The following is a 22,173-nucleotide window of genomic DNA, read 5'->3' as shown; positions in this document are numbered from 1 at the left end:
CAGGCTGGCTCGCGATGCCGACAATCGCTTATTTCTACGGCATCGCGATCTGCATGTACTACGATGATCACAACCCGCCGCACTTCCATGCGTTTTACGGCGAGCATGAAGCAAAGGTTGCGATCGACACGGGTGAAATTATCGAGGGAAAATTGCCGCGCCGAGCGATGCGGCTGGTGCGGGAATGGAGCCTGGAGCGCAAGCCGCACTTGATGCAGAATTGGGAGCGCGCCCGCTCCGGCAAGCAGTTGGAAAGGCTTTCCGGTCTCGATGCTGACTAAAGTGACGAAACTTGAAAAGCTTGGCGGTTTCCGTCTTGGTATTCACTTCAACGACGGTAGCCGCGGCGTGCATGATTTTGCCGCGCTTGTGAGCCGGCCCGGCGAAATGCGCGAGCCACTGCGCGACCCGGAGTATTTTCAACGGGTCTTTCTCGAATTCGGCGCGCCGACCTGGCCAAACGGCTACGACATGGCGCCGGAATGGCTGCGGCGCGAGATGGAAGCGGCCGGAGAATTGTCGCGCGTTGCGGCCGAGTGACCGCTCGCGCGAGGAGCGCGTGCTGCGCAGGCGCTCACGTCTCGGCATGAACACCGACCACACGCTGGAAGAAGTCGGCCAGCAATTCTCGGTGACACGCGAACGCATCCGCCAGATCGAGGCGAAGGCGCTGCGTAAGCTGAAGCATCCGAGCCGGTCGCGGAAGCTGCGGAGCTTTTTGGATAACTGATGCTAACGTGTCCCGGGCGCGCTGCAACGCGAAGCGTTGCTGCGCAGAACCGGGACCCAGTCATTGCGAGGCGCGGCGCGCCGAAGCAATCCACAGCGTTATTGACTGGCTTGAACGCGGGGGCTCCAGAGCACCGGCACCGGGCTTAGTATCTGTGGGGCGCTTACGTGAAAGACGAATTTTCATTTCGATTCAGGGGCTTCCGGCTACTTGATTTCGTAAATGTTCTCTATATGTTCATATGATAGATGGCGTGATTGGCAATGGAGCTTGCTAAAATCAGCTGATTCGAAAAAGCGGTGGCTTCTTGGCGAGGTGGAAATGATTTCCGCTGAGGAAATGGCAAACTTGCAGCGTACTCAGTATGCGCATGACATGCGAAATCACTTCGACATCCTGTCGCTTCACAAGAACGATCGGTTGAAGCACTATGGTCTGCATTTCGCCAAATACATCGGAAGGCTTGCACGAGAAGCAGATGAGCCCAAGCCCGTTGAGCGAACGGTCGTCGATGCAGCGTTGGTGTGTCTGAGTGCAGCAAATACATTGCATCAGGATTTGAGCAAAGAAACCTGGTCCGATCTGACAAAAAATAAGCAGATCGATCCATTGCGAATATTTGCCGATGCGGCTGGTCGCTTTGCCGATGCTTGCGAAAAGATTGACCATTTGGAAGAGTTTCTCCCTATCGCTCGGGAAGCAAATCGCGACATCATGGATTGGTTACTGAGGGAGGCTCACGAGAAGAACTTTGCTCTTACGGAGAGGATTGAAGCACGCCGTCGCGAATTAGCGGAAAGGCATTTTTACATTGGATAAATTGCGAGCAAGGCAGCCGGGACCAGATGACGTTTTGGAGCGGAGAGAAGCTTAAGCGTGAGATGCCGTCACTTGTGTCGGATTTCACCGAGCATCGAATTGACTGTGCTGCATACACACTTCGTATGGGCCGGCAGTATTATCTTTCCGCTTCTGAAGACCAAATAAACACCAACAAGATTTGTCAGCTTGAAGAAGGCGAAAGCTTAGTCATTCCGTCTGGTCAATTTGCAGTGCTGGTCACTGAAGAGGAGGTTACAATTCCTCCAAGCGCAATTGCTTTCATCTCTATGAAGACGGGCTTGAAAGGGCGTGGATTGGTGAACGTTTCTGGATTTCACGTTGATCCCGGATACTCTGCTCGCTTGAGGTTTTCTGTCTTTAACGCAGGACCGTCAGCAATATGCGTTAAGCAGGGTGATGACAGTTTTCTGATTTGGTATGCGGACCTCGATCAAGAGGATCAAAAGAACAGAAAAACCGAGGGTCAGAACCGCAATTATAAGAAAGGTATTAGCTCCGGCGACATGAACTCACTAAGCGGTCCGGTGAAGACAGTCAGCGTTCTTGCAAAGAAGGTCGATGACCTCGAGCGAATGCAAATGTGGATGAAGCTCTTCATGAGCGTCATCGGAGTGTTGGGAACAATTGTGCTTGGTGTGATAGTATTCTTAGCTCAAGAAGGAATACGATCCTTTTTATCCAAAGCTGGCGCTACGATAGGATTGAGTATTTAGGTCATCCATCGGGTCGGCTCGTGTCGATACGATACGTAAAGTGGGTGCCGTGGCTGACCCGCATTTGTCATACCCAGGCAATACAACGAGATATTCAAGCTGCGAGCAACGTCAGTTATTGTTTCGTAACGCTCAAGGTACTGTCCGTGTGCGCCCCATCCAACTACAACTTTTCCACTTCTGCTTTTGGTCTCGTGCAGAGCTTCTAAGATGAATCCGTCATTGTAAGGTCCTATAGGGTCTGACTCGTTTCGCAGCGCCTTCGGATCAGTCGCTCGGAAAGCAAACAGGTTCCAAACTATAAGTGAGCCGAACCCAAGCGCCTTCGCCCGGCGTTCGCAGCGTTCGATTGTCGCGTCATTTCTTTCGTGGTCTGCCGTCGAAGGGTTCAGCATTCCGAACGCGAGAGGCGGAAGCGAATCATCCCATTTGCGGTCTAAGCGGTATCGGTACTTCCCACATCGAGAGAATACTGCGCTGCTAAACCCCATGAGACTCGTCTCGACATACGAGTTTCCCAGAGTGCAAAGCATTACATCTTCTCGCCGAATCGAATTTCCCCGCCGAGACTACATTTCGCGCCTGATGACCGAAACTGTTGCAAAAGGCACAAAAAAGGAACAAAATAGAACAGAGATTGAACGGGAGTGCCGAAAATGAAGGTTCTGCTGGTTCACAGTGGCTCTTGCGAAAATGAGCTGAAAAACACCCGTGGTTGGCTTGAGGCTGAAGACTGCGAGGTCGTTATTTTTGATCTTACGGAGTCCGGGCGGAGGGTGCGTGGTGAAGCCCTTACGGATCTTATCGCCGAATGTGATGCTGTCGTCTTTATGGTCGATGCCGCACTCCCACTGGAGGAAGTTCAGGTGGCGGTACTGGCTGCCAACGCTCTAGGCAAGAAAGTCATTAGCGTTCAACTAGACGCGACTATTTTGGCAGAGGTGTTTGACCGATACGGATCGTCGTCGATTCCTTTCAAACATCACATGATTGTTGGCGCCGTGTGTGGCGATCAATTCGAATGGATTGATGAGCATGGCGACCGCCGTGAAGATCAGGATATGGAGCACCATAAATGCAAGAAGAAGAAAAATGCGGCTGCATAGTTATGTAGTCGAACATGACATGGGTTTTGCACCAAACCCTTTTCACGGGGTTTGCACGCTGGCGGCGTGCAAGCCGAGAATTCGAAAATACGCGAAGCTGGGCGAATACATAATCGGCGTTGGCACGAAGAAGCGCAATCTCCATGGGAAGCTGGTCTATATAATGAAGGTCGCTTCGATTATTGGTTTCGACGACTATTGGGCTGACAAGCGCTACCTCCGAAAGCGAGCGGTCGTAAACGGAAGTCTCGTCCAGCGATACGGTGACAACATTTATCATCGAAATCCGAAAACGAACGCCTGGATTCAGGAGCATTCGTTTCATAGCAAGGCGGGGGGAATTCCAGATCCAGATAATCTTGAGGTGGACACCGGGACGACGGATCGCGTTTTGATAGCCGACTGGTTCATCTATTGGGGCGGAGATGGACCGCAGATTCCAAACGGATTTGCCATGTTTGTCCATGAGGGTGTTGGCCACCATTGCATAGAGGACGAGACATTGATTCAAGATTTTGTGGCTTGGGCTGCGTCTAGTGGCGAGCCCGGGGTTCGAGGCGACCCTTGCGAATGGAAGTATGCCCGAAAAAAGAAACAAAGCTCGGCGTCAGCGAAGGCGGCATAATTCAATTCACTTCTTGCCCCGTTGCTCTTGACAATATTCCTAACTAAGATTATATCCCCACTCACCTCGTCCGCCGAGGGGCGCTCTCATGAGGCGTCGTGGCAGCGGGACGAAGGGGAGGGCGCTGCCGGAGATTCGGTTGCAGCCTCTCCTGGGCATGCGCGGGCAATTCCCGCGCGTGACCGGTACGGCGCAAGGCAAGTCGGCCTGCCGACTTGCCTCCTTGTTGGGTGTCGATCCCGGCAGAGCCGGGATCGATGGGGCGTGGTTCGCAAGCCGGCACCCGGGCGGCGCCGGGGGCACGCGCAAACAAGTTTACGCAGTTTGCGCAGCGCAAACTGCTATGCCGGAGGCACTACGGCCTCCTGCCGGGAGCCGGCTGACGCCATGCGCAGGTCAAGGCGCATGGAGGCAAAGCGCGGCCCGGCGCCGAGACAAGGCGCCGTGATGGTGCGTCGGAAGACGCGGCGATCCGAAAGGATCGCAAACTTGAAGGAAGGTTGCGTCGTCCGGCGCACCATTCCCTCTCTCTGACGGAGAGGAGCAACGGGAAATGAAGGCGTGCCCGCGCCTCAAACAACACGGGCGCTGACGCGCGTCCTGTGGACCCTGCCACCCGATCTCCTTCGCGCCTGCGCCCACCCGCCGCGCCGGGCCGGTGCTTCTCTTGCCACAATTGCCATGCGATAAGGATTTTCGACGCATTTTCGAGGCCCCCCGCATGCTTTTCCGCCTGATTGCCCTGCCATTCAGCCTGTGCCTGCTCGGCGTCGCGGCCAGCCCCGCGCTCGCGGCCCAGTGCGGCGGCGATTACAACCGCTTCATCGCGGAATTCTCGCGCGAGGCGGCGGGCAAGGGCATTTCGCAGGCCGTGATCGCGCAGGCCTTCGCCGGCGTCACCTACGATCCGAACGTGATGGCGTTCGACCGGCGCCAGCGCGGCACCTTCAAGAAGAGCTGGGAGGATTATGCCCGCACCCGCGTCGGCCCCGCCCGCATCAAGCGGGCCAAGGCGATGCTGCAGCGCCATGCGGCGCTGCTCGGGCGGGTCGAGCAGCAATTCGGGGTGCCGCGGGAGCTGATCGTCTCGATCTGGACCATGGAGACCGACAATGGCGCCGACATGGGCAAGCTGCCGATCGTGCGCACGCTGGCCACGCTCGCCCATGACTGCCGGCGCACCGACCTGTTCCAGCGCGAATTGTTCGCCGCCCTGCAGATCCTGCAGCGCCAGGACCTGCCGCTCAAGGAGATGATCGGCGCCTATGCCGGCGAGATCGGGCAGACCCAGTTCCTCCCGTCGTCCTATATCAAGTATGGCGTGGATTACGACGGCAACGGCCATGTCGACCTGCGCCGATCGGTGCCCGATGTGCTGGCCTCCACCGCGAACCTGCTGCGCACCAATGGCTGGCAGCGCGGCCAGCCGTTCAATATCGGCACCCAGAATTTCGAGGTGATGCGGGAGTGGAACCGCTCGGAAATCTACCGGCGCACCCTGCATTATTTCTCCGAGCAGCTGCGGTAGGGCGAGCCTCGCCAAGGCTGGCCGGAAGGAGCACGCGCCGCGAACGGGTCAGACGCCGACGCGTACCGATGCGTTGGTGTCGCAGCCAGAAACCGGCAAAATCAGCTGCGTCCGACATCCCCGTTGCGGCCGGTTGTCACGCGGCGCATGCACCGGTCAACGCGCCACCGCGCCGCCGGTTCGAGCGTCGCCGGCGTGAGTCTGTCCGCGCGCCGCCCCATTTCGCCTATGATCGGGACTGCGATTCGGACGCCGAATGATGACCAAACATCGCAAGCCCGCCACCGGCATCGCCCAATTGCTGCGGCTGGAGCACCATACCGAAGGCGTGATCGGGCGCCGGCGTTTCGCCGGACGGATGGGACTGGCGATCGGACTGTGGGCCATGCTGAATCTGGCCGGTCTCGCCATCGGCATGGCCGGGTATTCCTATTTCGAGGGGATGGCGTTCACGGACGCGTTCGTGAACGCCGCCATGATCCTCTCGGGAATGGGCGTGTTCGACAATCTGAACCATCCGGATGCCAAGATTTTCGCCGGCTTTTACGCGCTGATGTCGGGCCTGATCATCCTGGTCGCCACGACGTTCATCCTCGCTCCGGTTTTCCACCGGATCCTGCACCGCTTCCATGTCGAGCAGAGCCGGCGCGATCCGCCGTGACGGAAGGCAGGCGCGATCCGCCGTGACGGAAGGTTACTTGCGCTTTCTGGTCGGCAGGTCGCGGCGTTTGGTCTCCGCAAGCTCTTTCAGTTCGGACTTGCTCATCGACTTGGCCATGCTGCGGGAGGCGCCGCGCAGGCTCGCCTTCGAGCGCTCGCCGCGCTTGGCGGACAGCGCCGCGCCCGCCGCCATCTGCTGCTTCTTCGATTTTGCCGGCATCTGGACATCCCTCGTTCAGGGCCGCGCCTGAGGCGGCCGGACGACCGTTCAATCGCCGGCCGAGGCCCGTGGTTCCAAGCCGTGCGGCGGGTTCAGGCCGTCGGCGGCGGACGGTGGCAGGTCCTGACATTCGTTCTTGGCGCCACGCCTCCCCCGTTGCATACAGCTATGACGACAGCACCTTGGCGGATCGGGTCATGATCGAGTCTTCCAGCGACGGCCGGCCGCGCGGCGCCCTGACCGTCCGGGTGATCGCGATGCCCGCGGACACCAATGCCAATGGCGATATCTTCGGCGGCTGGGTGCTGTCGCGCATGGACCAGGCCGGCGGGATTGCCGCGGTCGAGCGCGCCAAGGGGCGCGTGGTCACGATCGCGATCGAGGCCATGACCTTCATCCGTCCGGTGAAGGTGGGGGACGTGCTCGAGGTGTATTCGCAGCTCGAAAAGGTCGGTCGCACCTCCATGAAAATCCATATCGAGGCCTGGGCGCGCCGCTTCATGACGCACCACCACGAGAAGGTCACCGACGCGAATTTCACCTTCGTGGCCATCGACGATACCGGGCGGCCCCGCCCGATTCCCCAGGAGCGCATGGAGGCGTGAAACGATTTGGCGGCTCGCGCGTTTTGTCGGGCCGTCATTCGGAATACACCGCTCGGCTGTATTCGAATCCTGTGAGCCGGAATCCGCAATGGGCGACACCCTGGTCCTCCTGAACGCACGTGCTGGCGCATTGATCGACGCCGGAGCCGATCATGTGCGCCAGACACTGGAATCCTCGCTGAAGCGCCGCAGCGACACGGTGGAAGTCCGCCTGGTTCGCCCCGGTTACCTCAAGGACGAAATCCAGCGGGCCGCGCAGAGCGATATCTCCACCCTCGTTGTCGGCGGCGGCGACGGGTCGGCGGGCTGCGCCGTGCACGCGCTTGCCGGTTCGAGCAAGACCCTCGGCGTATTGCCGTTCGGCACCATGAACCTGTTTGCCACCGATCTCGGAATGCCGGCCGATATCGAACAGGCGATCGAGAGGCTCGGCGATGCCCGCCCCAGGAGGATCGATCTCGGCCGCGTCAATGGCCGCTATTTTCACTCGCTCTCGGGGCTTGGCTTTTTCAGCCAGATGGCGCGGGCGCGGGAGGAGGTGCGCGGTCACAAGCTGGGTCGTCTCTTCGGGGTCGGGCTCGCCGCGATCCGGGCCTTGCGCAGAACCAGCCCCTTCACCCTCGATTTCCGCACCGAGCGCCGCCGCGAACATGTCGAGGCGCTGGCGGTCCTCGTAACCAACAACCGCTTCGGGCCGGACTGGCGGCGGCCGGTTCTCGACGAGGGCGTGCTGGAAATCCACATCGTCGAACACGCCGGCGCGCTGTCCAAGCTGAAGGCCAGCGCCAACCTCATTGCTGGCACGTGGCGCAACGACGACGATACCGATGGCATTCGCTCGCTCGACGCGCGGCATGTCGTCATCAGCCGAAAGCGCAGCCGTACCTTTGCCTCCACCGACGGCGAGCTGAGACGCGAGCGGATTCCGATACGCTATGAGATCCGGCCGGGCGCACTGACGGTGCTCTCGCTGTGATCGGCCTCCCTGCGCGGATGCCGGCGCGTGCCGGGATCTTGCAATCCGCGCGCGCTTTCCCATTTCAATTCCGCCATGAACGCATCTTTCGCTCATAGCGCCCGCCGCGCGCGTTTCTCCCGCTCCGCCACCCGCGCCGAGCGTATCGCCCGAATCGACCGGCTGGCGAGCCTGCTCGACACGCGCTTCGTGATTCCGTTCACGAAGTTCCGGTTCGGCGCGGACAGCCTCATCGGCCTCGCGCCGGGACTGGGCGACGTCGTCACCACCGCGCTCTCGCTCTACATCGTCTACGAGGCACACAAGCTCGGCGCGCCGAAAACCGTGCTCGCACGCATGCTCGGCAATGTCGCAATCGACGGCATGGTCGGCGCGGTGCCCGTCGCCGGTGACGTGTTCGACGTGATGTTCCGCGCCAACCGCCGCAACGTGCGCATCCTGCGCGAGCATCTGGACAGAGCGGGGCGGTAGCAAATCTGCCGCTCGTCCCGCAAACGGTTCGCGCGAAGCGCGGCCCGATTACAAGCTGCAGCGGGGGACCCAGCTTTTCTAATTGCGAAAAGCAGCGCTGGATGCCCGCCTGCGCGGGCATGAGCGGAGTTTGTCCCTCCGTGCTACACACGCCCCCGCAAATCCAAGCTGGGGGAAACCATGCTCAAGAAACCTGCCTGCCCGGTCATCGCCATCGAGGAGCATTACTGGGACGAGGAATTGTCGGCGACCTATTCGGGCATCGGTCGCGCCACCCATAATCCGGAGCAGGAGAAGCGCCTGCGCGATCTCGGCGAACTGCGCATCCGCGAAATGGATGAAGCCGGCATCGATATGCAGGTGATCTCGCACGGTTCGCCGTCGGCCCAGGGGCTGACCGGTCCCGAAGGCATTGCGCTCACGAAGCGTGTCAACGACCGTCTCGCCGAAGCGATCGCGAAGCACCCGACCCGCTTTGCGGGATTCTGCGCGCTGCCGACTTCCGACCCGCAGGCCGCGGCGGCCGAGCTGGAGCGCTGTATCAGGAACGGCTTCAAGGGCGCGATGATCCACGGCCTCGCCAACGGCGTATGGCTCGACGACCGGTCGATCCGCCCGGTCTTCGCCGAGGCCGAGCGGCTCGACGTGCCGGTCTACCTGCATCCGTCGATCCCGATGCAGGTGGTAATGGATGCCTACTACAAGGACTACATCAAGGATTACCCGATGGTGGTGCGCGCCGCCTGGGGCTTCACAGTGGAGACCGCGACCGTCGCGATCCGCATGATCCTGTCCGGGCTGTTTCAGGAACACCCGAAGCTGAAGATCATTCTCGGCCATCTCGGCGAGACGTTGCCGTTCCTCGTCTGGCGCATCGATCAGGCGCTGTCGCGGCCGGGCCACAAGGCGATGAGCTTCCGCGATGTGTTCTGCAAGAATTTCTATGTCACCACGTCGGGGTTCTTCTCGAACCCGGCGCTGCTCTGCACCGTGATGGAGATGGGCGTCGACCGCATCCTGTTTGCGGTGGACTGGCCGTTCGTGATGAACCCGCCCGGAACCGCGTGGGTCGACACGATTCCGCTTTCGGACGAGGACAAGGTGAAGATACTCAGCGGCAATGCGAAGAAGCTGCTGAAGATGTAGCAACTGGCGAATGATGTCGGCTTGCGCAGATGCGCCGCAGGCCGGCTTGCATATCGAAGCGTTGCGCGGACTTCGCCTCGCGCAACGCTTTCAGGTCAGTACCTTCCGCTTCGGCTGACCGCGATGCGGATTTGCCGAGTGACAGTCGGATGCTTGGACCGCAAGAGCGTCATGCAGTTTACGGCACATCGTCATCGGCAGCCGGGCCGCCTTCGTTTTCAAGCCGGCTGATCTGCTTCACGTCCTGGCGGGAAAATTTCAGGCGGACACCGGCGCCCAGGCCATGACCTTCCGGGACGAACACCGCGCCAAAGCTGTCGAGCGCATTGCGGATGGCCTCGGCATGCGCGTCATCCGGCAGCAACGCCGCGCCATAGGATTCCAGCCGCAGCAGATCCGCAAGCGGAATGCGCGCCCTCCCGGCGAGATCCTGCTGGCTGATGTCGGCCAGCGCGCGGGCGGCGGCGATCTGGCGTCCGCTGATCTTTGTCATTCAGTCTCTCCGTGCCGGGCGACCGCATCATCATAAGCGGTGCTTGACAAATCCTCGATTATTGATTATATTCCTATCACCTCATCCCAACGAGGGGCGTTTCCTGGGACGCCGCGAGACGCGGGATGAGGACGGCGCCTGCGGGTGGGTCTCGTAAGCCTGCCTCCGGGACGCTTCGGGCTGGCCGTCCGCCCCTAATGATGAGGGGCCGCAGGTAGACCTGCTGGACGATGGCCTGGTCGAACGCGGGCGAAAGCCTGCGGGATCGGGATGGGCGAGGCTCATCTGGCCAGGTCCGGAAGAGCGGCTCCGGAGCGAAAAATCGCCGACGTGGAGCGTCGCGAGGCGGGCGGCCTGCGATCAGGCCGTGCACGCCGGAGACGGCGTGATCCAAGACTGGCGCCTTGCGGCGCTCCACGCCCTCACTGGGGCGAACCATCGGGGGACATCGCCGGACCTGAACAATCCGCGCAGGCGCGCGGAAGCGTAACCGCATGCCCGGAGCAGACCATGGCGGAAGACGAAGACGACCTCGACGAGATTCCCCCCGACATCATGCGATTGGCGCAAGACGTCAGCCAGACGTGGCGGCGTTGTCATCGCAAAACCTGCAAGCGGGCGAGGGGCTGCCGTGGCCGCGACGTGCCTTGCGCCGGCGAACGGCCGCCCGTCAAGACGCCGAGCGATCCGGAAAAGGCTGCACGCGACGATGCGCGGGCCATGGCGATCTTTCAGCGCATGCTAAGGGAGCACATCGATCAAGTCCGGCCCGAACAGCACGCCGCGGCGTCTCAGCGGGGAAAGGCCCGCCGCCGCAGATTGACAGCATACTGAAAAACAGTATACTTACAAAAAACGGCCGGCGGCGCTTTGTGAGCGCGGCATTATCGGGAGGTCAGCCTTGGCCAGCAAAGCGCAACCCTCAGTCATCATCGCCGGCGGCGGCATCGGCGGCCTTTCGGCCGCGCTCGGTTTGGCACGCAAGGGCGCCCGCGTGACCGTGCTGGAGCAGGCCGACACCTTCGGCGAGATCGGCGCCGGCATCCAGATCGGGCCGAACGGCTTCCACGCGATGGACTATCTCGGGGTCGGTCAGGTCTGCCGCGAGCGCGCGGTCTATATCGATCATCTCATCATGATGGACGGCCTGTCCGGCGAGGAGATTTTGCGCGCGCCGGTCGACGAGCCGTTCCGGAAGTTCATGGGCAACCCGTATGCGGTGATTCATCGCGCCGATCTGCATGGTGCGTTTCTCGATGGCTGCCGCGCCGATCCGAATGTCACGCTGGTCAACAGGGAGCGTGTGATCTCCTACGAAAACACCGCTGATGGCGTGCGTGTCGTCACTGCGGCCGGCACGGTCTACGAGGCGAATGCGCTGGTGGGCGCCGACGGCATTCGCTCCATGATCCGCGAGCAGATGACCGGCGGCGACCCGTTGCGGGTGTCGGGGCATGTCGCCTATCGCGCGGTGCTGCCGATCGAACAGATGCCGGAAGACCTGCGCTGGAATGCGGCTGCCATCTGGGTCGGTCCGAAGACGCATTTCGTGCATTATCCGCTGCAGGGCTGGAAGACCTTCAACCTGGTCGCGACCTTCGTCACCGATCTGGACAATGTCGGCAGCAACGAGCCGGGCAAGCGCGAGGAGGTGCTGGAGAAGTTCGGGCATATCGTGCCGCGGATCCGCAGAATCCTGGAAATCCCGAAAGACTGGCGGCGCTGGGTTCTCGGCGACCGCGACCCGATTGCAAGCTGGGTCGATGGCAACGTCGCGCTGCTCGGCGATGCGGCGCATCCGACCTATCAATATTTCGCCCAGGGCGCCTGCATGGCCATGGAAGATTCCGTGTGCCTGTCGGACGCGTTCGAGACGTCCGGCGGCGATCTGAAGGCCGCGTTCAAGGCCTACGAGACCATCCGCATTCCGCGCGCCTATCGCGTCGTGCTGTCATCGCGCGAGCTTGGCCGTATCTTCCATGTCGACGGCGTCGAGCGGCTGGTGCGCAATGCCTGGCTGAAGGACAAGACCCCGGAAGAATTCAACCACTCGGTCCGCTGGATTTATGGCGGCAATGGACTGAGCGGGGCGAAGGCCAAGACGGCCGGGCGCGCGGCCTGAAATCGCGGGCGAGAGCGGGGACCCGAGGCCATGCGGCTCAAGGATTTGCAGACACAGCCCGGTCACCTGATCCGGCGTGCGCAGCAGATCGCGGTCGCGATCTTCATGGAGGAATGCGCGGCCTTCGACCTGACGCCGGTGCAATATGCGTCGATGGTGGCGATCAGGGAGCAGACCGGGATCGACGCCACGCGGCTATCGGCGCAGATCGCGTTCGACCGCTCGACGCTCGGCAATGTGCTGGAGCGGCTTGAGGCGCGCGGCCTGGTGCAGCGCTATTCCTCGCCCGGCGACAAGCGGGTGAAACTCCTGAAGCTTACGCCGCAAGGCGCGGCAATCGTCCAACGCGCGCAGGACGCTGTAATGCGCGCTCAGGATCGCATGCTGGCACCGCTGGCCGCGAAGGACCGGCGTGTGCTGCTGGCCTTGCTTGCGCAACTGGTCGAGACCAATAACGATGCCTCGCGGGCCCCGCAGCGACTGACGGCTTGATCCTGATCGCGCCGCATTTCCGCCGTATCCCGCAATACCACCGACATCCCCTCCTGTGATGCATGGCCTGGAAGCACTTGCGGGCTTTCCGGCTGCTGGTTGGTCCGGTCCGGCAACATCAGGTCACAAAGCGTGAATCCGATCGCGGAACGTGCCGCATCGTGGCCGCATTGCGCCTTGTAAAGGCAGGCATCCCCAACAACGACCCGGAGTCGAGATGATTCGTGTTTCCACGATTCGCGTTTCCATGCTTTCGCTTGGCGTCCTTGCCGCGAGCCTGATCCCGCAAACGGGGGCTCGCGCCAACGACGCCTATTCCGCCCTCGTCCAGAGTCACGCCGCCGCGCACGGTTTGCCGCCGTCGCTGGTCCATCGCGTCATCATGCGCGAGAGCCGCTACAATCCGCGTGCGGTGTCGAAGGGCAATTACGGCCTGATGCAGATCCGCCTCGGCACCGCGCGTGCCATGGGCTATTCCGGCAGCGCGGCCGGCCTGCTCGATGCCAACACCAACATGACCTATGCCGTGAAGTATCTCGCCGGTGCCTATCGCGCCGCCGGCGGCAATCCCGACCGTGCCGTGGCGCTTTATGCGAGCGGCTATGGCGGCGGACGCGCGTCGCGCGGTCCGGCTGCGGCGCCGTTGCCGATGCTGTCGCGCGAAGCGCGCGGCGCGCGCGGCGAATATGTGCGGGGCCGCCGCAATGGCCATGTCTCCCGGGCGACCCCGGCGCGCGAGCACCGAATTCAGTAGCGCCGGCGGCTCCCGGCAGCGGGGACTAGCGCTGATCAGCCGGGCGGAGTTGCGTTACCGCCCGGCATTGCTATGAGAGCGGAGCCCGCGCCATGCTGCCGGCCTGGGCCCGTAGCTCAATGGTCAGAGCCGACCGCTCATAACGGTCTGGTTGCAGGTTCGAGTCCTGCCGGGCCCACCAATAAAACCAACCACTTATCGCGCCTTCTCTGACCGTCGCACCGCGACCGCCCCGGTTATCGCCCCAGAAACGATTCCGGTTTCGGTTGGCTTTCGTTCGGCCTTCGTTTCGCCCTTGGCGATCTTCTCCACCGCATCGGACAGGTAGTCGGGGTGGTGATGACCGTAGGTGTTCAACAACACTTCGAGCGACATGCCGAGATAGCCGGCCGCCTGCCACGGATCGGCGCCGCGCTGCATCAGCCACGTCGCCGCCGTGTGACGCAATGTGTGCGGCGAGATCCCCTTCTCAAGGCCAGCAAGTTTCACTGCTTTCCTGAACGCGGTCTTCACCGAGGCCACCGGCTGACCATTATGGGTGACAAAGTGAGTGGCTTCGGGTGCGATCCGGTGCCAGCGGCGAAGATGGGCCAGCAGACGCGGCGGAAGCGGAGCGGGCGGCTGTCGCTTCCGCGTGCGCGTGTCGCCTTGCTTGAGGCGGTAGTAGATGCCTCGCTCCAGATCGACGTAAGACCGTCCGATAGCCCTGATCGGCGAAGCGGCGGCGATCGCGGCAGCACGCGTGCCGGTGTAGAGGCCGATCAAAATGAAACGGGTAAGATGCCGGAGTGGCCGCTTGTCGGTTGCAACCTTCTGCCCTCGTCGCTCTCCGCGGTGCACGGTCTGAATTTCGCGGCAGCGCCAGCACATCCAGATCAGCTTCGCCGCATCAGACCGGGTCAGCCACCTGTCACGCGGGTCGCCCTTTGCCGGCAGCGTGATTTTGACGAGGCCGCGATGGTAGCCCTCGCTGGCGTGGTGGTTGATCGCCGCGCGCAAGTCTTCCAGGTCGCGCCGCGCGCCGCCTTTGTTGCCGCGCTTCTTTGCGTAGCGCCGACACTGTTCGCCGTCCACCTCGCCAAGAGTCTTGCTGCCCCACCAATCGTTAAGGCGACCGATCCGCTTCTTGAATTTGCGGATGCCCGCAACAGTATCCTCCGTCGTATCGTCGACCTTGAAGCGATCGCGCAGAACGTCCAGTTGTGCATCGAGATAGATCGACAATACGTCGCCGATGGGAATCGTCTCGATGTCCTGAGCCTTACGCTTCGGCTCGTATTTCGAAACGATGTACTCCTTCAGCTTCTGTTCCGCGGCCGCAACTTCATTTGCAGCGCAGCCTGTGCCGATATCCCGACCGTTGTCGCGGATGCGCCAGGTTGCTTGGTGCGTGATACTTCCTGTGTTGTCTCGCCGCGCCGGCCTGAGTTCGAGGCGGGCGCCTTTGCTTCGACGCGGCATAGCTCTCGCATCCGTTCGATATGCGCCAGCGTTGTAAATTCCTTGCCGGCAATCCTCTCGATGATGAGCCTGTCGCGATCGCGTTCGCGACGAAGTCCAGACACCGTCATTCCTCCATGAGGAAACGCGATCTTGATCGCGTCTGCAAGCCTTAACGGAGTGTCGCGTGTGATTTCTTGATGCTTCTGATGTGTCAAATTCAACTCCAACGGAGTTCGACATGATCAACTGAATGCTGTGCTGACGATTCTGACAAATGCGATAGAAGAAAGAAACGCGAATGCGGCTAGTTTTCGCGAAGGTGAGTCGTCCGTGCGCGTTGTCGCGCGTTGCATGCCGTGCCTTGTCGCAAGGTCTACAATGATAGCGTAGCAAGAATACTTGCGTTTTCGAAGTTCACTAGAAATGATGGGGGGTGGTGGCGAGTATTAGTTCGTTCGCCGACTAAAAGTTAGCTCCGCTGGGTCGAGAGTGGTTTCAGTCGATGTCGTTGCGAATAGTATCGGTCGTGACCTTCAAACTTCGAATCTGGGGGTCAGGGGTTCGAATCCCTTCCGGCGCGCCAGTTAACATCCTGAGATCAAATCAATTTTCAAATCGGTCCGAAACGACCCCAGACTAAAATTGCCGTTTAGTCTGGGTTTTAGTCTGGGGAAGTTTTCCAAGGATTTTTCTGGATGGGCACTCATCGACGGCGTTGGCATGCGATCTGCCAACGGGTGTGACGCAGCCCTAGCGGCGGAAACCAAATTGACTACGTCAAGGCTGTCTCGGGCGAATTGAAAATCGTTCCCGATGCCGAGGCGCTCAAGACACTCGAAGCCGACTAAAAGAAAATGGCGGATGATAGCATTCTGCTTGGCGAAGCCGAGCCGTTTGCGAAACTGATCGAACGCTGCGCCGATATCGAGCGACGCGCTAACACCAAGAAGTAATCCCGCCAAATCAGACCGTGGTGACGGACAGGGCCTTGGAGCGACCGGCAACCATCACAATCCGTCATCCAAATCGAGAAACGCCGAATTGCCGCGTGAGGACAGGAACGAGATAATCTCCTTCACGCCAGCCACCGTCACTGGCGACGAACTTGTTTTCCCTTCCGAGAGAATCTTCCGGAGCGACTGCTCCTGCGAGCCAAAAATCCATGGCTGCACCTCAGGATGCCGCACAAGCACCCTGACGGCCTCCACGATCTCATCGATCTTTGAAGGGATTCGCTCCGCAAGTTTGTCAATCACGCCGATGCCGTCATTCGGTGCGAAGCCTGCGTTCAAGAGTAGCATCAACTGCGCCAGAAGCCAGTCCGCGTCGATGTCCCACAGGAACCATGCGCCGATGACGCCCAGCTCTTTCTTGAACGGTTCCTTCTCACTGGCAACCTTCGCCAATTCGAGACGCCTGTCCCAGTATGTCCTCGCGCGATCCTGGAGCGTATTTCCGGCCACAAGGTGGCGGCCTGCGAACCACATGGCGTGACGCAGAAGCGACGGTGGCACGCTCTGCCAGAATTCGCGCAACAAATCTTCCGGCAATCGTTCCCATAAATAAAGAACGACGATGTAATCCACGAGTCGGTTGCGGCTGTCGCTGCCGCCGAAGGCTTCGTCATCGCGCCCGACAACGGCAATATGCTCCGAATAAAGATCGCCAAGGGAATCTGTGAGCTCGGCGACCGGGCTCTGGTCGGATTGAATATGGGCGACCCACGCGGCCCTCCGTAGGACGTCGTCTGTCTTCGGAAACAGCGAGGGCAAGTGTTCCCGCAACCACGGTTCTCCAAAATAACACAGCCAATTCAGGTAACGGCCAAGAATCGACCGACCGGCGCGGCCCGCCGTCCCTGCGCGAGCAAGCGCCGCCTCCAGAATGGAGCGCAGTTCGCCATCAAGGGCCAAGGCATCGCGTTGGGCGTTTCCGATTGCATTGCTAGCGTCTTTGCTGCTCCAAAAGAGGAAAAGAATCGACAGCTCAGCCACGGAGCCGATCAGCGTTTGCCGCGCTGAAAAGTAAGGATGCGAGCCATGCGATAGCTCTTCTTCGCTCGGTTCTGGAAAGGCGTCCATCCCGTCAGCCAGAGCGAGAACGAGCGTGCGAACCGTTGCATAGTGTGTAAACGCGACCCCCTCGGCTCCACGCCCGAGCGCCGCCGAAAGCCAGTCGATCGTGACCTTTAGCGTCCATGACCAATCCGGATCATCACCCGGCACGGGCGCCAGGATGGTAAGGTCATCTCTCGATCGCTCAAGCACAGTCCGGACAAGGGAAAGGCAGGGGCCCCACGCGATGGAAGCGTTTTGCTCCGTGGCTCGGCGCAGCCCGTCGAAAAAGTGTCGGATGAACAGAGGCCGAACCGGCGCAAAGCTCACGGCGGCGGTCGAGAATAGGTCGGGCTTGCCGGCCACCGCTTCGCGGAGCTCGTTCGCCAAGGCACCGGCAGTTTCGTTCTGTTGTCCGACGTTAGGTTGCCACGCGATGAGGAAAGCCGCGGTCTTCTCGGCGGGTTGCTCCAGCATCGCCCGCTGACTTAGCGGGCTCTCTTCACGCCTGAAATGCCGCTCCCGCCACGCATCGGGATTACCAAACTCAACCACGGTCTTCTCGACGGCCGCGAGCCGGTCCGGAGGCAGGGCCGAGCGCCAAAGCCACACGGCGTCGCGAACGGTCGTTTCACGATAGCGCCGCTCATCGAGCGCTTCGGCTTTTCGATTCTCGTGCCGTTCGAACCACGTGTGGAACGCCCCGATGTGAGACTCCGCTATCGAGTCGATGTACGCGACAATGCGGCCCTGCTCTGAAGCCGTGAGATGCGGAAACCAGACCCGCGCCAATGAGGCATAATCCTCACGGCACCAATCCGCATCGACCAGGCTCAAATCCGTCAGGGAGGCCGTTGCGAGGTCAGACGCCGAAGCTGGCGAGAGCGCGAGCAAATACAACCGCATTCGCATGAAGATTCTTGCGCGATAGGGCGCCAGATGCTCGAGAACGGCCTTCAGGTCGGCTGGATTTGCGCGAACGGCTGCCGCGGCTACCCGCGCCACGGCGATGACGAGCGCGCCGAGGAAATCGTGCCCGCGCGTTTCCTCAGGCTCGAAGGAGTCCACCGCATAGTAGCTGTAATCGGCCTCATCCAACTGACTCAGCCGCCTATCGACCCGTGACGCTTCCATGAGCAGGCTACAGAGTGCCGGCAACGCTTCTAACGGCCGAGCCGTCGAGAAGGCCTTGACCGCCTGTTCGAGGTAATGCTCGTACATAGTTGCATCGAAATGCGCGGCGATCTCTCCATAGCGTTCGAAGAGCGCAAAGACGGACCGCGACACGCGGACCGCCGAAACAACCTCGCCGGCCGCGATCCACTTGGCCATAATGTCGTGGGGCGCGGCGGTAAAAAGATCGGTGGCAGCGGAGATCCAGCCCTCCAGCACGTCGATGAGCGGGGCCGCTTCCGCCGGCGGCAAGGCTTCGATCACCTCCATGCCAAGGCGGTGCACATCCGGATGCGTCGAAGAGGCGAGTTCGCGGATGGCCTGAACCACACGTGCGCGCGTGGCCGCATCCTCAGATGACGCCATCCGTTCCAAGTAACGTCCCACCGGCCAGTTCCAGAGCTGCAGGGTATTGCCACCGCCGAGGTCGGGCAGCGGTTCTGCCAAGAGACCTTCGGACGCGAGATGTGGAAGCCAAGCCGAGGATTGAAGATTGTTGTAGAAATACGTTTGGAGCTGCAGCGCGCCCGGAATTTCGTTGACGAAGAGCCGGATGCCTTCTGCCGGAGGCAAGGCCGCGATCTCCTTCGCGCGCCGCATCAGCGCTGCGTAGCGCCCTTGTAGTTGCACCATGAGCGCCCGGATGACCGTATCGAAGGGGCGCACGTACTCCGACCGAAACGCCTCGTCCACTTCAAGGCTCAGATGAAAAGAACGCTCGTGAACCCGACCATAGGTCTGGTTGAGCCTAATCCAGAGCTTCGCGATATCGCCGTCTGCCGACAGGCCGAGACGGGTGACAATGTGTTCGATCTGTCTTCTGTGGCTGAAGACCGGCTTGAGCGCTCTCTCCGCGCGCTGTAACGCCGGCGCATCGAAACCCATTTCCTTCAGCGCTGCTCGTGCCTCGGATCGACGCTTCGTTTCTTCGGCGTCGTCGGAGGCTCTCGCTTCCATCGGCGTCGCCAGAACATGGCGAACCAGGGAATCGAGTTCGCGCAACGCATGCCCGGCGAGTGGACGCGAGACGATGAGAGGCAAGGTGCCGCTCGCCAAGCGGCAGAAGTCCACATACCGGTACGCAACCGCGGTGCCGAGCAGTTGCTGAATGAGACGGTTCGTATCTGCCTGTTCGGCGGATAGAACGGAGACGTCTGGTTGGCCGTCGAAGTTCATATTTAGTCTGGATGCCTCAGCTCATTGGTGAGCGACACCGCAATCTCTCAGCTGCCGCCTCATGTGAGCTGTTGAATTGTTCTGGAAACGACAGCCAGGGAAAACCGCTCGCGTCAGCGAATACGCAATACTTCAATGAGATTCTATCGGCCTTGAAAACGTTAGTCGATGGCGGGATGGTCGGATCGTCGGCGCTGATCTTCATTCAAGTTCGCAGTATGCGTGAAGAAGAATAGCAAAAATACTCACGCCTCTCGGCCCTCGATCCGCGATGGAAGGCCCTGCTGAGCCCGCGAGGTCGGGGATGTTCACGGCAGCCCTGATCGACATGGAGGTCGGCGGCGAAATCGGTCGCAACGACAGTGTTCGCGAGGTCCCGCACCCTTCCGAGACCGTTGTGCTACGTCGCCTTGGCCACCGGCTTGCTTGCCGTCTTCGCAGTGAGCTTTTCGATCAGGTGAACTTCGACCGTGTAGCCCATCAATTCGATTCGATCAGCGATCGCGCGCAGGCTGATCTTACTGAAAAAGGGAAGACCGAGGCTGCCCGATTTCCTGTAACGGCTGCGCATAATCCCATAGACCACCGTGAAATCGGAAGGCGTCGGCTTCGAGCGACCATCCGGAAGCAGCTTTTCGAAGCCGGTTTTCTTGGCCTTTTTTTGCCGACGCTGGGCCGCAGCGCGGAAATCCTTGCGGAATTTCTCGTCGCGGACAAACGCTTCAGCGGAAACCACGCCTTGGTTCCACAGGTGGCTGATTGGCGCCGAGTCGTGCCCGTCCTTCAGGTGAATAAATTGCCTGGCTGTCGATAGGAAATCGCACGGTTCAAGGTTCGCTCCACCCATGCCTGCGGGATTAAGCTTCACTTGATCCATGTTCAGCAAATTCTTGCTCGCGTCGAGTTCGACAATGAATTCGCGCTCGTTCGCCGTCGTGGTCGAGGTGACGAAGGGTTTTGTCGATACAAGTTTGGCAAAGCCAGCCTCCACCGTCGCATGGAATATCTTATCAATCGCGTACCACGCGCCGCCGAATAAGACATAGATCGTGCCTTGATGCTCGACCTCGAAGACAAGGCAATCGTAGATTTTACGCTTGCGCTTCTTGTCGCCTTCGCCGTCGATGATTACCCGCACCTCGTGGCTCGACCTGAGCGTCGCCATGTCAGCGACTTGGCTAAAATCGCCAGCCTTGAGTTCGGCAACATAGTCCTCGATCGCAAGCTCGTAGTGCGCGGGCTTCGCGCCAGATCGGAAGCCAACACCATAAAAGCCGATTTCAATTCCTTCCTCCGGATCGAGAATGTCGGGGAGCGCTATATGAAGATCGGAGGAACCTCCGTTCACAATGCTTCCCAATTCGGCGAAAGCCAGGGCGTCGAGTTGTTCCCAGAGGTCGCGCCTGCGCACGGGACTGACGTAGTCGATAAAGCCGTAATCCGTTTTGTAGTCCTGGGCCTGATATAGAGTCAGCGCCTTCTTGCATTTCTCCATCACGTCGACCGGCGACGTCTTAGTGTTCAGCGTGAGCGCGTCTCGGCCCGCTAGCGACCGCGCGAAACTCGCGTCCCGCGGCGATCCAGCCGCAAGCGTGAGCAAATCGCGATCCGTGTCCACGCCAAAACCTTGAAGGTCAGCGTCTCGGCTGGCTTGGATACGGCGCAGGAAAGTCGTGGCATCGAGCGTGGCGATGTCGAGGCTTCGCAGGTTGGATCGCGCAACCGAATTCAGGACCACGCGTAGGCCAAAACCCCGCTCGAAGGCATCAAGATCAAGCGAATGGTGACCGGTGCCGAATGTCAGGGCCATGACACGCTTGATCGGCGGTGTGTCGTCCGTGGTCACGTCAAGAAAAAGCACCGCGCCGCAACTTTGGTTCGCTAAGCGTGGGACCGAGGCTCTGGCGAACTGCCCGATGAACGACGCCCAGGTCGGCGGTGTAGAGGGAGCTTGCCCGACGAACAGCCGTCCCGTTTCGGTTTCGATCTCGTCAAGCTCGTGGTCCTCGCGGAGCGCTGTTTCGACCGTGCGGTTTTGGCGGAGGAGGCGAACGGAAAGAGTCATCGATTTGATCGTTGCGACGGCGATCGTCATCGGTGACCTCCTGAACGGCGCACCTATCGCGCGGCCGACTTCGGCCGATATTCAGCGCGGCGGCGTGCGCACTGGTTCTCTCGTATCCAATCGTCATAGGCTTGGGGACTCCTCGTGGACACGTTCAGAACTCAGATCGAGGCCCCAACGATTGAAATACAACTACTTTTCAATTGCTTAGTGAAATTAGCAAGGTCGCCGCGAGGCCCGCAAACGCATAGTTTGTTGCAACCAAATGGTTACTTCGCTACCGCGACGCCAAGAACCGGTCGTAGGTGTCCTCGTCGACTGGCTCCTCCTGCCAACGTGGCTCATAATTGTCGCCCAACATCAGTAGCGTGACGGCGAAATCATACTGGTCTGCAAAAACAGTCATTTCGCGGACCTCTTCGTTGAACCACACGCCCGCTGGTAACTCGACGCCCAAGCGGCCGTCGACCAGGCGATCTTGCCGCGCTGCCAACGAGGCCGCAGGAATTTCGATGGGGCCGCCGGAGGTTCGGAAAAAGGCACGCGTCCGTAGCGCGGGCTTGCTCGGCTTGGACCACAGAATGAAGCCGTCTCGCGAAACGACCAGCACCGCGCGGTAGTCCGTGTATTCGAGCCATCGGAGGATAGCGGCGATCAACGACACCCGGTAGCGGTCTGCACATCCCGACATAACGTCGAGGTCGACGTTCCGGCGGTCGGGGTCTTGGCGACGGTAGGCATCCAGCGGCAGGAGCAAGGTTGCCGAAAACGCCGTGGC

At 60.6% G+C, this 22,173-nt stretch carries 22 protein-coding genes, 1 tRNA gene and 2 pseudogenes; 18 read left to right on the top strand and 7 right to left on the bottom strand.

Annotated elements, in window-relative coordinates; genetic code table 11:
* Positions 1-14: 14 nt before the first annotated feature.
* The 5 genes and pseudogenes from AB7F49_RS19725 (at position 15) to AB7F49_RS19705 (ending at position 2,286) form a co-directional block, all read left to right on the top strand.
* Positions 15-281: a DUF4160 domain-containing protein gene (locus tag AB7F49_RS19725; protein ID WP_428525429.1), complete on the top strand. Its 267-nt coding sequence runs from the start codon at positions 15-17 to the stop codon at positions 279-281.
* A gap of 1 nt (position 282) precedes the next feature.
* A complete protein-coding gene (locus AB7F49_RS19720) occupies positions 283-540 on the top strand; it encodes a DUF2442 domain-containing protein (RefSeq protein ID WP_428525427.1) in 258 nt (85 codons plus the stop codon).
* A 7-nt stretch (positions 541-547) separates the two neighbouring features.
* Positions 548-730: pseudogene (locus AB7F49_RS19715) on the top strand (sigma factor-like helix-turn-helix DNA-binding protein); the annotation flags it as partial.
* Positions 731-1,051: 321 nt separating this feature from the next.
* A complete protein-coding gene (locus AB7F49_RS19710; RefSeq protein ID WP_428525425.1) occupies positions 1,052-1,549 on the top strand; it encodes a hypothetical protein in 498 nt (165 codons plus the stop codon).
* A gap of 26 nt (positions 1,550-1,575) precedes the next feature.
* Positions 1,576-2,286 carry a dCTP deaminase domain-containing protein gene (locus AB7F49_RS19705; protein ID WP_428525423.1) on the top strand — a complete coding sequence of 237 codons (711 nt, stop codon included), beginning with the start codon at positions 1,576-1,578 and terminating at the stop codon, positions 2,284-2,286.
* Here the strand turns inward: AB7F49_RS19705 and AB7F49_RS19700 are convergent.
* A complete protein-coding gene (locus AB7F49_RS19700; protein WP_428525421.1) occupies positions 2,283-2,777 on the bottom strand; it encodes a DUF1643 domain-containing protein in 495 nt (164 codons plus the stop codon). The genes AB7F49_RS19705 and AB7F49_RS19700 overlap by 4 nt on opposite strands.
* 165 nt (positions 2,778-2,942) lie before the next feature.
* Between AB7F49_RS19700 and AB7F49_RS19695 the strand changes: the two genes are divergently transcribed.
* From AB7F49_RS19695 to AB7F49_RS19680, 4 genes are all read left to right on the top strand, one after another.
* Entirely contained in the window at positions 2,943-3,392 is a 450-nt protein-coding gene (locus AB7F49_RS19695; RefSeq protein ID WP_428525419.1) for a hypothetical protein, read from the top strand.
* Complete coding sequence (locus AB7F49_RS19690; RefSeq protein WP_428525417.1) at positions 3,322-4,017, top strand: hypothetical protein; 696 nt, start codon at positions 3,322-3,324, stop codon at positions 4,015-4,017. Before AB7F49_RS19695 ends, AB7F49_RS19690 begins: the two co-directional genes overlap by 71 nt.
* Positions 4,018-4,738: 721 nt before the next feature.
* Positions 4,739-5,545 carry a lytic murein transglycosylase gene (locus tag AB7F49_RS19685; protein ID WP_428525416.1) on the top strand — a complete coding sequence of 269 codons (807 nt, stop codon included), beginning with the start codon at positions 4,739-4,741 and terminating at the stop codon, positions 5,543-5,545.
* Between the two features lie 259 nt (positions 5,546-5,804).
* On the top strand, positions 5,805-6,206 hold the full coding sequence (locus AB7F49_RS19680) for a hypothetical protein (RefSeq protein WP_428525414.1): 402 nt from the start codon (positions 5,805-5,807) through the stop codon (positions 6,204-6,206).
* A 33-nt stretch (positions 6,207-6,239) separates the two neighbouring features.
* On the opposite strand, the gene AB7F49_RS19675 is transcribed toward AB7F49_RS19680, so the two are convergent.
* Positions 6,240-6,425, bottom strand: coding sequence for a DUF3008 family protein (locus AB7F49_RS19675; RefSeq protein ID WP_428525412.1), 186 nt, complete (start codon positions 6,423-6,425; stop codon positions 6,240-6,242).
* A 197-nt stretch (positions 6,426-6,622) separates the two neighbouring features.
* Here AB7F49_RS19675 and AB7F49_RS19670 point away from each other — a divergent pair, with 197 nt between their 5' ends.
* The 4 genes from AB7F49_RS19670 to AB7F49_RS19655 all read left to right on the top strand — a co-directional run bounded on the left by AB7F49_RS19670 (position 6,623) and on the right by AB7F49_RS19655 (position 9,623).
* Positions 6,623-7,030 carry an acyl-CoA thioesterase gene (locus tag AB7F49_RS19670; RefSeq protein WP_428525410.1) on the top strand — a complete coding sequence of 136 codons (408 nt, stop codon included), beginning with the start codon at positions 6,623-6,625 and terminating at the stop codon, positions 7,028-7,030.
* 88 nt (positions 7,031-7,118) lie between these two features.
* A complete protein-coding gene (locus AB7F49_RS19665; RefSeq protein ID WP_428525408.1) occupies positions 7,119-8,006 on the top strand; it encodes a diacylglycerol/lipid kinase family protein in 888 nt (295 codons plus the stop codon).
* A 75-nt stretch (positions 8,007-8,081) separates the two neighbouring features.
* Positions 8,082-8,477: a DUF4112 domain-containing protein gene (locus tag AB7F49_RS19660; protein ID WP_428525406.1), complete on the top strand. Its 396-nt coding sequence runs from the start codon at positions 8,082-8,084 to the stop codon at positions 8,475-8,477.
* A 180-nt stretch (positions 8,478-8,657) separates the two neighbouring features.
* Complete coding sequence (locus AB7F49_RS19655; RefSeq protein WP_428525404.1) at positions 8,658-9,623, top strand: amidohydrolase family protein; 966 nt, start codon at positions 8,658-8,660, stop codon at positions 9,621-9,623.
* A 178-nt stretch (positions 9,624-9,801) separates the two neighbouring features.
* On the opposite strand, the gene AB7F49_RS19650 is transcribed toward AB7F49_RS19655, so the two are convergent.
* A complete protein-coding gene (locus AB7F49_RS19650) occupies positions 9,802-10,116 on the bottom strand; it encodes a helix-turn-helix domain-containing protein (protein WP_428525402.1) in 315 nt (104 codons plus the stop codon).
* A 510-nt stretch (positions 10,117-10,626) separates the two neighbouring features.
* Here AB7F49_RS19650 and AB7F49_RS19645 point away from each other — a divergent pair.
* The 5 genes from AB7F49_RS19645 (at position 10,627) to AB7F49_RS19625 (ending at position 13,665) form a co-directional block, all read left to right on the top strand.
* Positions 10,627-10,950: a hypothetical protein gene (locus AB7F49_RS19645; RefSeq protein WP_428525400.1), complete on the top strand. Its 324-nt coding sequence runs from the start codon at positions 10,627-10,629 to the stop codon at positions 10,948-10,950.
* A gap of 67 nt (positions 10,951-11,017) precedes the next feature.
* Positions 11,018-12,238, top strand: a complete 1,221-nt coding sequence (locus AB7F49_RS19640) for a 3-hydroxybenzoate 6-monooxygenase (protein ID WP_428525398.1) — start codon at positions 11,018-11,020, stop codon at positions 12,236-12,238.
* 30 nt (positions 12,239-12,268) lie between these two features.
* Positions 12,269-12,730 carry a MarR family winged helix-turn-helix transcriptional regulator gene (locus AB7F49_RS19635; protein ID WP_428525396.1) on the top strand — a complete coding sequence of 154 codons (462 nt, stop codon included), beginning with the start codon at positions 12,269-12,271 and terminating at the stop codon, positions 12,728-12,730.
* A 247-nt stretch (positions 12,731-12,977) separates the two neighbouring features.
* Positions 12,978-13,484, top strand: coding sequence for a transglycosylase SLT domain-containing protein (locus AB7F49_RS19630; protein WP_428525487.1), 507 nt, complete (start codon positions 12,978-12,980; stop codon positions 13,482-13,484).
* A gap of 105 nt (positions 13,485-13,589) precedes the next feature.
* Positions 13,590-13,665, top strand: a tRNA-Ile gene (locus AB7F49_RS19625).
* Between the two features lie 14 nt (positions 13,666-13,679).
* On the opposite strand, the gene AB7F49_RS19620 is transcribed toward AB7F49_RS19625, so the two are convergent.
* The 4 genes and pseudogenes from AB7F49_RS19620 to AB7F49_RS19605 all read right to left on the bottom strand — a co-directional run.
* The gene (locus AB7F49_RS19620; protein ID WP_428525394.1) at positions 13,680-14,945 is read right to left on the bottom strand and encodes a tyrosine-type recombinase/integrase; all 1,266 of its coding nucleotides are present in this window, start codon (positions 14,943-14,945) and stop codon (positions 13,680-13,682) included.
* Positions 14,946-15,934: 989 nt separating this feature from the next.
* Positions 15,935-19,330 (bottom strand): hypothetical protein, encoded by a 3,396-nt coding sequence (locus AB7F49_RS19615; RefSeq protein ID WP_428525392.1) that lies wholly within the window; start codon positions 19,328-19,330, stop codon positions 15,935-15,937.
* 400 nt (positions 19,331-19,730) lie between these two features.
* A complete protein-coding gene (locus AB7F49_RS19610; RefSeq protein WP_428525390.1) occupies positions 19,731-21,425 on the bottom strand; it encodes a DUF6119 family protein in 1,695 nt (564 codons plus the stop codon).
* 247 nt (positions 21,426-21,672) lie between these two features.
* Positions 21,673-22,173: pseudogene (locus AB7F49_RS19605) on the bottom strand (ImmA/IrrE family metallo-endopeptidase); the annotation flags it as partial.

Origin of the sequence: Pseudorhodoplanes sp., from assembly GCF_050250235.1 — a bacterium.
Taxonomy (GTDB): domain Bacteria; phylum Pseudomonadota; class Alphaproteobacteria; order Rhizobiales; family Xanthobacteraceae; genus Pseudorhodoplanes.
Note: the sequence above shows the minus strand (reverse complement) of the source record. Positions and strands in the feature narration are given on the sequence as shown.